The organism is Janthinobacterium sp. 35 (genome assembly GCF_002754575.1).
Lineage (GTDB): Bacteria > Pseudomonadota > Gammaproteobacteria > Burkholderiales > Burkholderiaceae_D > Janthinobacterium > Janthinobacterium tructae.
Window position 1 is genome coordinate 3,112,988 of record NZ_PEFN01000001.1, and the last position, 14,189, is coordinate 3,127,176.

Genomic DNA, 14,189 nt, shown 5'->3' on the forward strand with positions numbered 1-14,189 from the left:
CGCGCTTCCTCTTCCCCGATTTGTGGAATCTGCAAATTTACAATATTTGCAGATTAACAGATTCAGCTTTGCATTATCTCGCATTTTCACGCCTTGTTTGCGGCGGCGATTGTGCGAATAATGCAAACAGACCTATACCCACACCAGGAGACACCGAGTGACCACGCAAACTACTATTCCGACCGTTCCACTGTTGATCAACGGCGAGTGGGTTGAATCCCAGACCACCGTCTGGCGCGACGTCGTCAATCCGGCCACGCAGGAAGTGCTGGCGCGTGTGCCGTTTGCCACGCCCGATGAAGTCAATGCCGCCATCGCCTCGGCCCAGCGCGCCTTCAAAACCTGGCGCAAGACGCCGATCGGCGCGCGCGCGCGCATTTTCCTCAAATTGCAGCAACTGATCCGCGAAAACATGGCCGACCTGGCCGCCACCTTGACGATGGAACAGGGCAAGACCCTGCTCGACGCGGAAGGCGACGTGTTCCGTGGCCTGGAAGTGGTTGAGCATGCCGCCAATATCGGCACCCTGCAGATGGGCGAATACGCGCAAAACGTGGCCGGTGGCGTCGATACCTACAGCGTGATGCAGCCGCTGGGCGTGTGCGCCGGCATTACCCCGTTCAACTTCCCCGCCATGATCCCCCTGTGGATGTTCCCGATGGCGATTGCCTGCGGCAATACCTTCGTGTTGAAGCCATCGGAGCAAGATCCGCTCGTGACGGAAAAACTCGTGCGCCTGGCCTTGCAGGCGGGCATCCCGGCTGGCGTGCTGAACGTGATTCACGGCGGCGAAGACGTGGTTAACGCCCTGTGCGACCACCCGGACATCAAGGCCATCTCGTTCGTGGGCTCGAGCAAGGTGGGCACGCATGTGTACCAGCGCGCCAGCCTGAACGGCAAGCGCGCGCAATGCATGATGGGCGCGAAGAACCACGCCGTCGTCTTGCCTGACGCAAATAAAGAACAGACGCTGAACCAGCTGCTGGGCGCAGGTTTCGGCGCGGCCGGCCAGCGCTGCATGGCCGCGTCTGTCGCCGTGCTGGTGGGCGCGGCGCGCGAGTGGCTGCCGGAACTGTCGGCCAAGGCGCAAACCCTGACGGTGGGCGCGGGCAAGGACAATCCAGACCTGGGTCCCGTGATTTCCTGCGCGGCGAAAGAGCGCGTCTTCAGCCTGGTCGCCAAGGGCATCGAACAGGGCGCCGTCTTGACCCTCGATGGCCGCGACGTGAAGGTCGATGGCTATCCGAACGGTAACTTCGTCGGCCCGACGATTCTGTCCGGCGTGAAACCCGGCATGGTCGTGTATGACCAGGAAATCTTTGGCCCCGTCTTGATCGTCGTCGAAGTCGATACCCTCGATGAAGCGATCGCCCTGGTGAATGCGAATCCGAACGGTAACGGCACGGCGCTGTTCACGCAAAGCGGCGCGGCGGCGCGCTACTTCCAGGAAGAAATCGACGTGGGGCAAGTCGGCATCAACGTGCCCATTCCCGTGCCCGTCCCGCTGTTCAGCTTTACGGGCTCGCGCGGCTCCAAGCTGGGCGACCTGGGTCCGTTCGGCAAGCAGGTCGTGCTGTTCTACACGCAGACGCAGACGATTACCCAGCGCTGGTTCACGGACGCGGCCTCGGTGGGCAAGGTCAACACCACCATCAGCCTCAAGTAAGGAGCTGGCATGGACTTTGAATTGAGCGACGAGCAGCGCGAGTTTCAGCAGGCGGCGCGTGCGTTTGCCGAAGGCGAACTGGCGCCGCACGCGGCGCATTGGGATGCGGAATCGATCTTCCCCGTGGAAACGATTGCCAAGGCAGGCGAGATGGGCTTTTGCGGCCTGTACACGCCGCAGCGCTGGGGCGGCCTGGGCCTGTCCCGCCAGGATGCGGCCATCGTGTTTGAAGAGCTGGCCGGCGGCTGCACCTCGACCACGGCCTACATCACGATCCACAACATGGCCACCTGGATGCTGTCGCGCTGGGGCCAGGAAGCCCTGTGCGACGAGTGGGTACCGGCTTTGGCAGCCGGCCAGAAGCTGGCCAGCTATTGCCTGACGGAACCGCAGTCCGGTTCCGACGCGGCGTCCTTGCGCACCAAAGCCGTCAAGGATGGCGATTTTTATGTGCTCGACGGCACGAAAGCGTTTATCTCGGGCGCGGGCCAGACGGACATGCTGATTGTCATGGCGCGCACGGGCGGCGAAGGCGCGGCCGGTATTTCCGCGTTTGCCGTGCCGGCGAACTTGCCCGGCATCGTGTATGGCAAGAAAGAAGAAAAGATGGGCTGGAACAGCCAGCCCACGCGCATCATCAGCTTCGATCAGGTGAAAGTGCCTGTTGGCAACTTGCTGGGTGCGGAAGGCGAAGGCTTTGCCATCGCCATGAAGGGTATCGATGGCGGGCGCATCAACATTGCCGTGTGCTCGGTGGGCACGGCGCAAGCGGCCCTCACGCGGGCGCAGGCGTACATGAAGGAGCGCACGCAGTTCGGCCGCGAACTGGCGCAGTTCCAGGCCTTGCAATTCAAGCTGGCTGACATGCTGACGGAACTGGTGGCGGCGCGCCAGATGGTGCGCCTGGCGGCCTGGAAACTGGACCAGGAAAGCCCGGACGCCACCGCGTATTGCGCCATGGCCAAGCGTTTCGCCACGGATGCGGGTTTTAATGTCGCCAATGATGCGTTGCAATTGCACGGCGGCTACGGCTACATCCGCGAGTACCCGCTCGAGCGCCACGTGCGCGATACGCGCGTGCATCAAATCCTGGAAGGAACGAATGAAATCATGCGCCTGATCGTCGCGCGAGCGATTTTGAAAGACGGCGCCACGGAGACCTTACGATGACTAAAGTGTATACCAATCTGTTGCTGGAACGCCGTGGCCACACGGCCCTGGTGACCCTCGACAACCCGCCCGCCCACACGTGGACCCTGGCCAGCCTGAATGCGCTGACGCAGCTGGTGGCCGACCTGAATGCCGATCCGGACGTGTATGCGCTGGTGATCACGGGCGGCGGCGCCAAGTTCTTCTCGGCGGGTGCCGACTTGAAAGTATTTGCCGACGGTAACAAGGACACGGCATTCGCCATGGCCGCCGCGTTTGGCGAGGCGTTCGAGGCGCTGTCCGCGTTTCGCGGCGTCAGCATCGCCGCCATCAATGGCTATGCCATGGGCGGCGGGCTCGAATGCGCGCTCGCTTGCGACATCCGCATCGCCGAAGAACACGCACAGATGGCCTTGCCGGAAGCGTCCGTCGGCCTGCTGCCGTGCGCGGGCGGCACACAGCACTTGCCGTGGCTGGTGGGCGAAGGCTGGGCCAAGCGCATGATTTTGTGCGGCGAGCGCGTCGATGCGGCCAAGGCCCTGGCCATCGGCCTGGTCGAGGAAGTCGTGCCTACCGGCAAGGCTGCCGCCACGGCGCTGGCGCTGGCCGCCAAGGTGGCACGCCAGAGCCCCAGCAGCGTGACGGCGTGCAAGACCCTGATCCAGGGCGCGCGCAGCCATCCGCTGGTCAATTCCCTGCCCGACGAACGCACCCTGTTCCTGGGCTTGTTCGATACGCAAGACCAGAAAGAGGGCGTGCAAGCGTTCCTGGAAAAACGTCCGGCGGAGTGGAAGAATGGCTGAAAGTACCCTGATTGAGACCGTCAAGATAGAAGTACGCGACTGTCCCGGCGGCATGAAGCTGGGCGTCATCACCCTCGATGCACCGAAGTCCCTGCACGCGCTGACGCTGGAGATGATCCGCGCCATCGATGGCGCCCTCGTGCGCTGGGCGGACGATGCACAGATCGCCTGCGTGGTGCTGCAGTCGTCGACCGACAAGGCTTTTTGCGCGGGCGGCGATGTGCGCAGCCTGCGTTCGGCCGTGGTCGAGCAGCCCGGCGTCGTGCCGAATCCGCAGGCGCTGGCCTTCTTTGCCGAGGAATACCGGCTCGACCACCGCATCCATACGTATGCAAAGCCGCTGCTGGTGTGGGGCGGCGGCATCGTCATGGGCGGCGGTCTGGGCCTGATGGCCGGTGCCAGCCACCGCGTGGTGACGGAAAGTACGCGCATCGCCATGCCGGAAATCACCATCGGCCTGTTTCCCGACGTGGGCGGCAGCTGGTTCCTGGGCCGCATGCCGGGGCGCAGCGGCCTGTTCCTGGGCTTGACGGGCGCACCGATGAACGCGGCCGACGCGCTGTTTGCGGGCCTCGGTGATTATTTCCTGCGCCAGGAAGAGCGCGCCATGGTGCTCGACGCGCTGGCGCTGGCGCAATGGCAAGTGGATGCGCCCGCGAACCATCAGCAGCTGAGCCGTTTGCTGCGCGGCTTTTCGGCGCCGGTATCCATGCTGCCTGTCTCGGAAGTGCGCGCCAACTTCGACGCCATTGCCGCGCTGACGCAAGCGCCCACCTTGCCCGAAGTGGTGGCCGCCATTGCCGCGTATGAGGGCGACTCGGCCTGGCTGCAAAAGGCGGCCCATACACTGGGCAAGGGCACGCCCACTTCGGCCGCCCTGGTGTGGGCCATGCGCGAACGCACTCTTCACATGAGTCTGGCGCAAGTGTTCCAGCTGGAACTGATCGTTGCCGTGCAATGCTGTGCCCACGCAGACTTCAGCGAAGGCGTGCGCGCCTTGTTGATCGACAAGGACAACGCGCCGCAATGGCAGCCGGCCAGCCTGGCCGACGTCGGCGATGCGTATCTTAATGAATACTTCACGGCGCCGTGGGATAGCCATCCTTTGCGCGACCTGCAGTAAAAGAATAACAGGAGATTTTTACCATGCAACATATCGCTTTTATCGGCTTGGGCAACATGGGCGCGCCGATGGCCCGCAACCTGGTGGCCGCCGGCTTCCATGTGTCCGTGTTCGACCTGGCGCCAGCGGCAGTGGCGTCGCTGGTCGAAGCAGGCGCCACGGCGGCCGCATCCGCCAGCGCAGCCGTGCAGACGGCCGACGCCGTCATCACCATGCTGCCAGCCAACAAGCACGTGCAGGAACTGTACTTGGGCGCCGGCGGCGTGCTCGACTCGGCCAAGCCCGGTGCCCTGTTCATCGATTGCAGCACCATCGCGGCCGACGTGGCACGTCAGGTAGCGCAGGCGGCCAGTGAGCGGGGCTTTGCCATGCTCGATGCGCCCGTCTCGGGCGGCACGGCGGGCGCGGCGGCCGGCACCCTGACCTTCATCGTCGGTGGCAGCGTGGCGGCCTTGCAGCAGGCGCGTCCCTTGCTGGAAAAGATGGGCAAGAACATCTTCCATGCGGGCGAGGCGGGCGCTGGCCAGGTGGCGAAGATTTGCAACAACATGCTGCTGGGTATTCTGATGGCCGGTACGGCCGAGGCGCTGAACCTGGGCGTGGCGCATGGCCTCGATCCGAAAGTGTTGTCCGACATCATGGCCAAGAGTTCTGGCCGCAACTGGACCCTGGAAGTGTACAACCCGTGGCCCGGTGTCATGGACGGCACGCCCGCGTCGCGCAATTACACGGGCGGCTTCGGCACGGCGCTGATGCTGAAAGACCTGGGCCTGGCGCAGCAGTCGGCATTGTCGGCAAACGCGCCCACGCCCTTGGGCGGCCTGGTGCGCCAGCTGTACCAGATGCATGCGCAAGCCGGTTATGCGCAGCAGGATTTCTCCAGCATCGTGCACATGCTGCAGCCTGGTTTGCAAACGCCTGCCGCCTGAGAAATTTTGGGCAAAAAAAAAGCCCGCTGGTAAAAGCGGGCTAAATCCAATTCTTGGAAGAGTTGGAGGAGACAGATGCATTATGCTGCATCGCCACATATAACTCCAATTTATCTTTGTAATATCAATTATATATTTACGTGATATCTCTTCCGGGTAGCCGCATGGCGGCTACCGTTCCCGCACCTCAGGCCGGATTACAGGCGATCTGTACGGTGGTGACGTTGGCGCTGCCCATGGTGCCAGCGCCTGTGCCTGGCTGTACGACGCACAGCAGCCCCTTCGGCTGGGTGGAGACGCCGACGCCATAGGTAGTACCATCGGCGACAGCGCCGACCATGGTAAAGGTCTTGGCATCCTTGGCCACCGTGGTTGTTACATTACCGTTAATCAGCACCAAGCCGTCTACCGTCAGGCCGGAAATCGTGCCGCTCACGCTATACGTATTTTGTGAACAAGAAACAGCGGCGCTGATGTTGACGTAATGGCCAGCCGAACCGGAGCCATTACTGATGCCGCAAGTCATATGGGCCGGTTGTTGCTTGAAGGTGATGTTGTAGTCGGTGCCATAGTCGATGCGCTTTTTAAAGGTAAACGAGGTCTGGCCGGCTGCAATCGGCAGCTCTTCTCCGCCATTGGCCAGGATCAGGCCATTGTTGTTCAAGTTGCTGACGGTGCCGCTGACATCATACGAGGCCTTGCCGCCGCAAGCGGCCAGTCCCAGGGTCAGCAGCAGCGCGGCGAGTGGGCGCAGGCAGGATAACTTCATGTATTTCTCCAAAATTAGGTGACGGATCGCAAGGATTACTGCGGCGTGCAGTCGAGTGTGGCCGCGGTCGTGGGGGCAGAGCCCATCGTGCCGACCGTATCGCTGCCGTCGGCACTGGTGGAACCCTGGAAGCGGCACGTCAGGCCCGTTGGCTGTGGAGGCAGTATGGAAATACTGTATGGGGCGCCGTCAGCGACCTTTTCGAATGTGTAGGAGTCGGCGCCAGCCAGGGGGCTGATGCCGTTGGGGCCCATCACCAGGTGCAAGCCGCCGGCGGTCAGGCCCGTGATCGTGCCGGTCAGCGGGTAGGTATTGGTCACGCAGCTCACCACGGCCGTGCTTGCGGAATAGCTCGTTGCCTTGCCGCTACCATTGGTAATCGTGCACACGGCGCCCTTTGGCTGCTGCGCGATGCTGATGTCGTAGCGGTCATCGGTCTTGACCAGCTTGGTGAATACAAACTGGGACTGGCCTGCAGGAACGGACAAACGTTCGCCATCATTCAGCAGAATCAGGCCATCTTTTGCCAGATTGGAGACTTGGCCACTCAGATACAGGTTGCCGCCGCTGCCGCCGCAAGCTGCCAGTGTGACGGCGCAAGCCGCCGCCAGCATCGAGCGCAGGTACAATTTTTTCATACATTCTCCAAAACGAATCAGGTTGGGTAGCGCAACGCGGACGCTGGCGCCGCATTGGAATGGCGCCTATTTTAGTCTATCTGGCAAGCCGAATGATCTTGCCTTGTATCACCCTGTAACAATTTTTCGCCGGGAAGCGCTGGCCCGGCCCCATTTCACGGAGGCGCAGCCAAGCCGGCGGCGGCGATCGGTGCGACAATAGCTACACTCTGCGCAGCGTGACGCAGCATCCCATTGTGAGTCCCATGTCTCTTGCCCCTGTCAAACCCGCCGTGCCGCCCAAGGCCATCCTGTTCGATCTCGACGATACCTTGTGGCCCATCGCGCCCGTGATTGCCGCTGCCGAAACCCTGCTGCACGACTGGCTGGCCACGCATGCGCCCCGGGTGGCGCAGCAGTTTTCCATCGATGTGCTGCGCCAGCACCGCCTGGCCATGCTCAATGCGCAACCGCATTTCCATGGCAATTTGATCGAGTTGCGCCGCGCCGGCCTGCTGTCGGCCTTCGAAGCTGCCGGCGAGGATCCCGCCCTGGTCGATGGGGCCATCGTGCACTTTTTGGCCGCGCGCAACCGCGTCCAGCCGTATGACGACGTTTTGCCTGGCCTGGCCTGGATGCGCCAGCGCATGCTGCTCGGCTCCATCTCGAATGGCAATGCAGACCTTGAAATTATCGGTTTGGCGCAGCATTTCAAGGTATCGATCGCCGCCAGCGATTTTGGTGTGGCCAAGCCCGACGCCAGCATCTTCCTGGCCGCCTGCGCGGCGCTGGACGTGGCGCCGCATGAAGCCGTGTATGTGGGCGACGACCTGTATTTCGACGTGACGGGAGCGCAGGGGGCGGGCATGCGTGCCGTCTGGATGAACCGCAAGGGCAGCGATGCCCACCTGGCCGCCGGCGTGCAGCCTGACGCCATCTGCGGCAACTTTGACGAGTTGCTGCTGTGGCTGCAGGGGCAACTGGAAGATTGATCGCCGCAGGGCGGGCGAACGTGCATAATAGGTGCTGTTACTGCACGTTCGGCCACTGTTGTTGCCGCTTGATCAACAATGTGTTTGTTTAAAGAATATTTGCTTACCTGAGACACCATGCAACTCGATACACGTGCCCAAACACTGCTGAAAGCCCTGGTCGAGCGATATATCGCCGACGGCCTGCCGGTCGGTTCGCGCGCCTTGTCGAAAATTTCCGGCCTGGACCTGTCGCCGGCCACCATCCGCAACATCATGGCCGATCTGGAAGAGCTCGGTTATGTGTCCAGTCCGCACACCTCGGCCGGACGCATCCCCACGCCGCGCGGCTACCGCATTTTTGTCGACACCTTGCTGACCGTCCGGCATCTGGATGAGCACCTGGTGGAGTCGCGCATGCGCCTGCAGACGCCGCAGCCGCAAAAAACCATCGCCAACGCGGCGCAGATGCTGTCGTCGCTGTCGCAGTTTGCCGGTGTCGTGCTCAGTCCGCGCCGCGAATCCGTGTTCCAGCAAATCGAATTCCTGCGCCTGTCCGAAAAGCGCATCCTGCTCGTCATCGTTGCCCCCGGCGGCGACGTGCAGAACCGTTTATTGCTGACGGAGGCTGATTACACGCCGGCGCAACTGGTGCAATCGGCCAACTATATCAACCAGAATTATGGCGGCCTGTCATTCGACGCCGTGCGCGTACGCCTGCAGGGCGAACTGCGCCAGTTGCGCGACGACATGGGCAGCCTGATGCAGGCGGCCGTGGAAGCGGGCAGCGAAGCGATGGCCGACCATAGCGACGACATGGTGATTTCCGGCGAACGCAACTTGCTCAGCGTGAGCGATCTGTCATCGAATATGCATTCGCTGCGCCAGATGTTCGACATGTTCGAGCAAAAAACGGGCTTGATGCAGTTGCTCGACGTGTCGAGCAAGGCGACGGGAGTACAGATTTTCATCGGCGGCGAATCGAACCTGGTGCCGATGGATGAGATGAGCGTGGTGACGGCGCCGTATGAAGTCAACGGCAAGATCGTGGGAACGTTGGGGGTGATCGGACCGACGCGCATGGCCTACGAGCGCGTCATTCCGATCGTCGACATCACGGCTAAATTACTGTCGAGCGCACTCAGCCATCATTAATCGTACTGCCAGCCGCCCCGTGGGAGCGGCAAGCGTGGGTCAGGCGGTTTTATGCGGGCAAGCCGTCTTGATGCAGTTACCGTAGATGGCCAAAGCGTGTTCGGCGATCTTGAAGCCGCGCTCTTCAGCCACTTTTTGCTGGCGGATTTCGATCTCTTCGTCGAAGAATTCTTCGACCCGGCCACAGTCGAGGCACACCAGATGGTCGTGGTGGGAACCTTCGTTGAGTTCGAAAATCGCCTTGCCGGTTTCAAAATGGTTGCGGTTCAGCAAGCCTGCCTGTTCAAACTGGGTCAGGACACGGTAGACAGTTGCCAAACCGACATCCATATTGTCGGCCAGCAGAATTTTATAGACGTCTTCTGCTGTCAGGTGGCGTACCGGGCTACTCTGGAAGATATCGAGTATCTTCAGGCGTGGCAAGGTGGCTTTCAGGCCGCTTGCCTTGAGATCACTAGGATTGTTACTCATGTTTGTTGCTCGTATGTGGGTCAGGTGCTTTATCATATAGCGTTTTGTCGGGGAGTGCCAAAATATGCATTTTTTGGCAGGCCGGTCACTCCTGGCGTTTTGTTCATCCAATTGAGGTCATTTATGCGCGTAACACCGGCTGTATTGCCATCTCTCTGGCACCGTATTTCATTTCGAGCACCAGTCGTGGCAGGCATGGTCTGTGTCGCGCTGGCCATGTCCGGCTGCGCCAGCCGTGGCATCCTTGGCGAAAAGCCGGCAGCCAGCCAAAAAGAAGGCAAGGAAGTGGTTCCTGAACAGGGCGCACAAACGACTACCATTACGCCGTTGCAAAAATTCATGTGGTTTTTCTCGCCGTATCGTCCTGATATTCAACAAGGCAACTTTGTCTCCGAAGAGATGCTGGCCCAGTTGAAAGTGGGCATGACGCGCGATCAGGTACGTTTCGTCCTCGGCACCTCGTTGCTGACCGACATTTTCCATGCCGACCGTTGGGATTATCCATTCCGCCTGGCCCGGGGCAGTGGCGAAACCACGAGCAGCCGCGTGGTTGTGTTCTTTGATAAAGAAGGCAAGGTGGCACGTTTCGAAGGCGGCAACTTGCCGACCGAGAAAGAATACATCGACCGCATCGCCGGTCCGTCGCCGTTCGCCAAGCTCGCCAAGGCCGATGTGCCTGCCACCGCCGTGCCGTCGCCCGTGGCGCCGAGCGCCGTGCCCGTGCCGGCCGATGCCGCTCCTGCCATTCCTGTGAGCAAGCCTGACGTTGCACCTGCAACGGCGCCTGCCGCCGAGCCTGCACCTGCTGCCGAACCCACCAAATAAGTTGTTGTAAGAGAATAAAATGACTGAACTGAAAATCGCCATCGCTGGCGCCAGTGGCCGCATGGGCCATATCCTGATCGAAGCCGTCAGCAACGCCCCCGACGCCGTGCTGGCCGGTGCGCTCGACCGCGCTGGTTCACCGTCCGTCGGCCAGGACGCCGCCGCTTTCCTGGGCAAGCCGGCTGGCGTGCTGATCGAGTCCGACCTGGCCACCGGCCTGGCCGGCGCCGATTACCTGATCGACTTCACGCGTCCCGAAGGCACTTTGCAGCATCTGGCGTATTGCGCCGAGCATGGCATCAAGATGATCATCGGCACCACCGGTTTCGATGACGCGGGCAAGGCGGCCATTGCCGCCGCCGCTGAAAAGACGGCCATCATGTTCGCGCCGAACATGAGCGTGGGCGTGAATGTCACCATGAAGTTGCTGGAACTGGCGGCGAAAAGCCTGTCCGAAGGCTACGACATTGAAATCATCGAAGCGCATCACCGCCACAAGGTCGACGCGCCATCGGGCACCGCCCTGCAAATGGGTGAAGTGGTGGCCGGCGCCCTGGGCCGCGACTTGAAAGAATGCGCCGTGTACGGCCGCGAAGGCGTGACGGGCGAACGCGATCCGTCGACCATCGGCTTTGCCACCATCCGCGGCGGCGATATCGTCGGCGACCATACGGTGCTGTTTGCCGGTATCGGCGAGCGCATCGAGATCAGCCACAAGTCGAGCAGCCGCGTCACCTACGCCCACGGCGCGCTGCGCGCCGCGCGTTTCCTGGCCGACAAGCCGACCGGCCTGTTCGACATGCAGGATGTGCTGTCGCTGAAGAACTGAGGAAGATCATGGCCACTGCCATCCTGAATGGAAAAGACATCACCGACGAAGCGAGCTTTCACGCCCAATGCGTGCCAGCCTTCGGTTTCCCCGCGTTTTACGGCAACAGCATGGATGCCTGGGTCGATTGCCTCAGCTATCTGCGTGACGACGAAAACATGACGCAGTTCCGTTTGAAACCGAACGAAGTGCTGGACATCGTCGTGCAAGACGCGGAGGCAATGAAGGCGCAAGTGCCGGACTTGCTGGAAGAAATCACCTTCTGTATCGCTGGCATCAATGAACGCTATGAAGACTATGGCGAAAAGCCGGCGTTGAAGCTGGTACTCAAGTGAATAGAATCGTAGGTCGGATTAGGCCCTGCGGGCCGTAATCCGACAACATTGTTGGCTGTGCAAGTCGGATTACGCGCAAGCGCTAATCCGACCTACGTCCAGACGACCAACATTTACACCACCTTGCGCTCGCGCAAGCCGTCAATCTCCGCACTGTCCAATCCCAGCCACTGCTGCAGCACCTCCTGCGTATGCTGCCCCAGCAGCGGCGGCGGCAAACGGTATTGCACGGGCGAGGCCGACAGGCGCACGGGATTGGCCACCAGCGCAACAGTCCCCGCCGTCGGATGCGGCATCTCCACTTTCAAGCCACGCGCGACCACTTGCGGGTCGGCAAACACCTGGTCGATGCGGTTGACGGGACCGCACGGCACGGCTTGCGCCTCGAAGGCGCTGATCCACTCGGCCGTCGTGCGCATGACCGTGGTCTGGCGCATCAAGGGAATCAGGATCGCCCGGTGCGCCACGCGCTGCGGATTGGTGGCGAAGCGTTCATCCTGTGCCCATTCGGGGTGGCCGGCGACGGCGCAAAAGCGCGAGAATTGCCCATCGTTGCCGATCGCCAGAATCATGTCGCCATCGGCCGTCGGGAAGTCTTGATACGGCACGATGTTCGGATGCGCATTGCCCATGCGTTGCGGCACTTTGCCGCCGCACAAGTAATTGGCCGCCTGGTTGCCCAGCGCCGCCACTTGCACGTCGAGCAAGGCCAGGTCGATATGCTGGCCCAGGCCCGAGCGCTCGCGTTCGGCCAGCGCCGCCTGCACGGCGATGGTGGCATATAAACCCGTCAGGATGTCCGTCTGCGCCACGCCCACTTTTTGCGGCCCGGCGCCCGGCTGGCCATCGGGCACGCCCGTGATGCTCATCAGGCCGCCCATGCCCTGGATCAGGAAGTCATAGCCGGCGCGCGCCGCGTACGGTCCATCCTGGCCGAAGCCCGTGATCGAGCAGTACACGAGGCGCGGATTGAGTGCCAGCAAGCTGGCCGCATCCAAACCATATTGCTTCAAGCCATCGAGCTTGAAATTTTCCAGCAGCACGTCCGATTCAGCCGCCAGCTGGCGCACCAGCGCCTGGCCTTCAGGGGCGGCCAGGTCGATGCACAAGGAGCGCTTGTTGCGGTTGGCGCACTGGAAATAGGCCGCCTCGGCGGTGTCGCGGCCATCCTCGTCTTTCAGGTACGGCGGACCCCAGGAGCGCGTGTCGTCGCCGCGGCCCGGCTGTTCGACCTTGACCACGTCGGCGCCGAGGTCAGCCAGCATTTGCCCGGCCCACGGGCCGGCCAGCACGCGCGACAGGTCCAGCACGCGCAAACCGGTCAGCGGTGCGGGCCGCAGGGTGGAAGCCAAGGTGTCCATCAGTTGTTGAAGGCGGCGATGCCGGTGATGGCGCGGCCGATGATCAGCGCGTGCACATCGTGCGTGCCTTCATAGGTGTTGACCACTTCCAGGTTGACCAGGTGGCGGATCACGCCGAACTCGTCGGAAATACCGTTGCCGCCCATCATGTCGCGCGCCACGCGGGCGATATCGAGCGCCTTGCCGCAGCTGTTGCGTTTCATGATCGACGTGATTTCCACGGCGGGCGAACCCTCATCCTTCATGCGGCCCAGGCGCAAACAGCCTTGCAAGCCCATGGTGATTTCCGTCAGCATATCGGCCAGTTTCTTTTGGACCAGCTGGTTCGCTGCCAGTGGACGGCCGAATTGCTGGCGGTCCATCGTGTACTGGCGTGCCTTCAGATAGCAGTCTTCCGCCGCGCCCAGCGCGCCCCAGGCGATGCCGTAGCGGGCGCTGTTCAGGCAAGTAAATGGACCCTTCAAGCCGCGCACGTCGGGGAAGGCGTTTTCTTCCGGGCAAAACACTTCATCCATGACGATTTCACCGGTGATGCTGGTGCGCAAGCCGACCTTGCCGTGGATTTCCGGCGCCGACAAGCCTTTCCAGCCTTTTTCCAGCACGAAGCCGCGGATCGCGCCTTCATCATCCTTGGCCCAGACGACGAACACGTCGGCAATCGGGCTGTTGGTGATCCACATCTTCGCGCCGGACAGGCTGTAGCCGCCCGGCACCTTGCGCGCACGCGTGACCATGCTGCCCGGATCGGAGCCGTGGTTCGGTTCCGTCAGGCCGAAGCAGCCGATGAATTCGCCCGTCGCCAGTTTCGGCAGGTATTTCTGTTTCGTTTCTTCGTTGCCGAAGGCATGGATCGGCACCATCACCAGCGACGATTGCACGCTCATCATCGAGCGGTAGCCGGAATCGACACGCTCGACTTCGCGCGCGGCCAGGCCGTAGCAGACGTAGTTCAGGCCGGCGCCGCCGTATTCTTCGGGGATGGTCGTGCCCAGCAAGCCCAGCTCGCCCATTTCGCGGAAGATGGCTGCGTCCGTGCGGCCATGGCGGAACGATTCGAGCACGCGCGGCACCAGGCTGCCCTGGCAATAGTCGCGGGCAGCTTCCAGCACGGCGCGTTCGTCGCCCGTCAGTTGTTCTTCCAGCAGCAGGGGGGAATTCCAGTCGAATACGGTTTTGCTCATCACAG

General features: G+C 61.9%; 15 protein-coding genes. 10 read left to right on the forward strand and 5 right to left on the reverse strand.

Features of this window, described 5'->3' with window-relative positions:
- Positions 1-157: 157 nt before the first annotated feature.
- From CLU93_RS13830 to mmsB, 5 genes are read left to right on the forward strand one after another with little or no spacing between them, the layout of a single operon-like run.
- Positions 158-1,666: a CoA-acylating methylmalonate-semialdehyde dehydrogenase gene (locus CLU93_RS13830; protein WP_099761914.1), complete on the forward strand. Its 1,509-nt coding sequence runs from the start codon at positions 158-160 to the stop codon at positions 1,664-1,666.
- Between the two features lie 9 nt (positions 1,667-1,675).
- Complete coding sequence (locus tag CLU93_RS13835; protein WP_099761915.1) at positions 1,676-2,836, forward strand: acyl-CoA dehydrogenase family protein; 1,161 nt, start codon at positions 1,676-1,678, stop codon at positions 2,834-2,836.
- Entirely contained in the window at positions 2,833-3,618 is a 786-nt protein-coding gene (locus CLU93_RS13840) for an enoyl-CoA hydratase (RefSeq protein WP_099761916.1), read from the forward strand. The genes CLU93_RS13835 and CLU93_RS13840 overlap by 4 nt, the downstream gene beginning before the upstream one ends.
- Complete coding sequence (locus CLU93_RS13845) at positions 3,611-4,741, forward strand: enoyl-CoA hydratase/isomerase family protein (protein WP_099761917.1); 1,131 nt, start codon at positions 3,611-3,613, stop codon at positions 4,739-4,741. The genes CLU93_RS13840 and CLU93_RS13845 overlap by 8 nt, the downstream gene beginning before the upstream one ends.
- A 23-nt stretch (positions 4,742-4,764) precedes the next feature.
- The gene (gene mmsB / locus CLU93_RS13850; RefSeq protein ID WP_099761918.1) at positions 4,765-5,670 is read left to right on the forward strand and encodes a 3-hydroxyisobutyrate dehydrogenase; all 906 of its coding nucleotides are present in this window, start codon (positions 4,765-4,767) and stop codon (positions 5,668-5,670) included.
- Between the two features lie 187 nt (positions 5,671-5,857).
- Here the strand turns inward: mmsB and CLU93_RS13855 are convergent, their stop codons facing one another.
- Together CLU93_RS13855 and CLU93_RS13860 are read right to left on the reverse strand one after the other, a co-directional pair.
- The gene (locus tag CLU93_RS13855) at positions 5,858-6,439 is read right to left on the reverse strand and encodes a hypothetical protein (RefSeq protein WP_099761919.1); all 582 of its coding nucleotides are present in this window, start codon (positions 6,437-6,439) and stop codon (positions 5,858-5,860) included.
- Positions 6,440-6,474: 35 nt separating this feature from the next.
- Positions 6,475-7,077, reverse strand: coding sequence for a hypothetical protein (locus CLU93_RS13860; RefSeq protein ID WP_099761920.1), 603 nt, complete (start codon positions 7,075-7,077; stop codon positions 6,475-6,477).
- 245 nt (positions 7,078-7,322) lie between these two features.
- On the opposite strand from CLU93_RS13860, the gene CLU93_RS13865 reads away from it, so the two are divergent.
- Together CLU93_RS13865 and hrcA are read left to right on the forward strand one after the other, a co-directional pair.
- Positions 7,323-8,048 (forward strand): HAD family hydrolase, encoded by a 726-nt coding sequence (locus CLU93_RS13865; RefSeq protein WP_180287851.1) that lies wholly within the window; start codon positions 7,323-7,325, stop codon positions 8,046-8,048.
- A 117-nt stretch (positions 8,049-8,165) separates the two neighbouring features.
- The gene (gene hrcA, locus CLU93_RS13870; protein ID WP_034745713.1) at positions 8,166-9,182 is read left to right on the forward strand and encodes a heat-inducible transcriptional repressor HrcA; all 1,017 of its coding nucleotides are present in this window, start codon (positions 8,166-8,168) and stop codon (positions 9,180-9,182) included.
- Between the two features lie 39 nt (positions 9,183-9,221).
- Here hrcA and fur read toward each other — a convergent pair whose 3' ends face one another.
- Positions 9,222-9,653, reverse strand: coding sequence for a ferric iron uptake transcriptional regulator (gene fur, locus CLU93_RS13875; protein WP_099761922.1), 432 nt, complete (start codon positions 9,651-9,653; stop codon positions 9,222-9,224).
- A gap of 216 nt (positions 9,654-9,869) precedes the next feature.
- Here fur and CLU93_RS13880 point away from each other — a divergent pair, with 216 nt between their 5' ends.
- The 3 genes from CLU93_RS13880 to CLU93_RS13890 are packed head-to-tail and all read left to right on the forward strand — an operon-like array spanning position 9,870 to position 11,642.
- A complete protein-coding gene (locus CLU93_RS13880) occupies positions 9,870-10,478 on the forward strand; it encodes an outer membrane protein assembly factor BamE (protein WP_257224963.1) in 609 nt (202 codons plus the stop codon).
- 19 nt (positions 10,479-10,497) lie between these two features.
- Positions 10,498-11,307, forward strand: a complete 810-nt coding sequence (gene dapB, locus CLU93_RS13885) for a 4-hydroxy-tetrahydrodipicolinate reductase (protein ID WP_092711959.1) — start codon at positions 10,498-10,500, stop codon at positions 11,305-11,307.
- A gap of 8 nt (positions 11,308-11,315) precedes the next feature.
- Positions 11,316-11,642, forward strand: coding sequence for a barstar family protein (locus CLU93_RS13890; protein WP_099761924.1), 327 nt, complete (start codon positions 11,316-11,318; stop codon positions 11,640-11,642).
- 113 nt (positions 11,643-11,755) lie between these two features.
- On the opposite strand, the gene CLU93_RS13895 is transcribed toward CLU93_RS13890, so the two are convergent.
- Both CLU93_RS13895 and CLU93_RS13900 read right to left on the reverse strand, forming a co-directional pair.
- Positions 11,756-13,003 (reverse strand): CaiB/BaiF CoA transferase family protein, encoded by a 1,248-nt coding sequence (locus tag CLU93_RS13895; protein WP_099761925.1) that lies wholly within the window; start codon positions 13,001-13,003, stop codon positions 11,756-11,758.
- Entirely contained in the window at positions 13,003-14,184 is a 1,182-nt protein-coding gene (locus CLU93_RS13900) for an acyl-CoA dehydrogenase (RefSeq protein ID WP_096238083.1), read from the reverse strand. The genes CLU93_RS13895 and CLU93_RS13900 overlap by 1 nt, the downstream gene beginning before the upstream one ends.
- Positions 14,185-14,189: the final 5 nt, after the last annotated feature.

Bases quoted from the DNA above. Each gene is read 5' to 3' on its own strand.
- CLU93_RS13835 (WP_099761915.1), top strand. From the start codon at position 1,676: ATGGACTTTGAATTGAGCGACGAGCAGCGCGAGTTTCAGCAGGCGGCG.
- CLU93_RS13840 (WP_099761916.1), top strand. From the start codon at position 2,833: ATGACTAAAGTGTATACCAATCTGTTGCTGGAACGCCGTGGCCACACG.
- CLU93_RS13845 (WP_099761917.1), top strand. From the start codon at position 3,611: ATGGCTGAAAGTACCCTGATTGAGACCGTCAAGATAGAAGTACGCGAC.
- mmsB (WP_099761918.1), top strand. From the start codon at position 4,765: ATGCAACATATCGCTTTTATCGGCTTGGGCAACATGGGCGCGCCGATG.
- CLU93_RS13855 (WP_099761919.1), bottom strand. From the start codon at position 6,439: ATGAAGTTATCCTGCCTGCGCCCACTCGCCGCGCTGCTGCTGACCCTG.
- CLU93_RS13860 (WP_099761920.1), bottom strand. From the start codon at position 7,077: ATGAAAAAATTGTACCTGCGCTCGATGCTGGCGGCGGCTTGCGCCGTC.
- CLU93_RS13865 (WP_180287851.1), top strand. From the start codon at position 7,323: ATGTCTCTTGCCCCTGTCAAACCCGCCGTGCCGCCCAAGGCCATCCTG.
- hrcA (WP_034745713.1), top strand. From the start codon at position 8,166: ATGCAACTCGATACACGTGCCCAAACACTGCTGAAAGCCCTGGTCGAG.
- fur (WP_099761922.1), bottom strand. From the start codon at position 9,653: ATGAGTAACAATCCTAGTGATCTCAAGGCAAGCGGCCTGAAAGCCACC.
- CLU93_RS13880 (WP_257224963.1), top strand. From the start codon at position 9,870: ATGTCCGGCTGCGCCAGCCGTGGCATCCTTGGCGAAAAGCCGGCAGCC.
- dapB (WP_092711959.1), top strand. From the start codon at position 10,498: ATGACTGAACTGAAAATCGCCATCGCTGGCGCCAGTGGCCGCATGGGC.
- CLU93_RS13890 (WP_099761924.1), top strand. From the start codon at position 11,316: ATGGCCACTGCCATCCTGAATGGAAAAGACATCACCGACGAAGCGAGC.
- CLU93_RS13895 (WP_099761925.1), bottom strand. From the start codon at position 13,003: ATGGACACCTTGGCTTCCACCCTGCGGCCCGCACCGCTGACCGGTTTG.
- CLU93_RS13900 (WP_096238083.1), bottom strand. From the start codon at position 14,184: ATGAGCAAAACCGTATTCGACTGGAATTCCCCCCTGCTGCTGGAAGAA.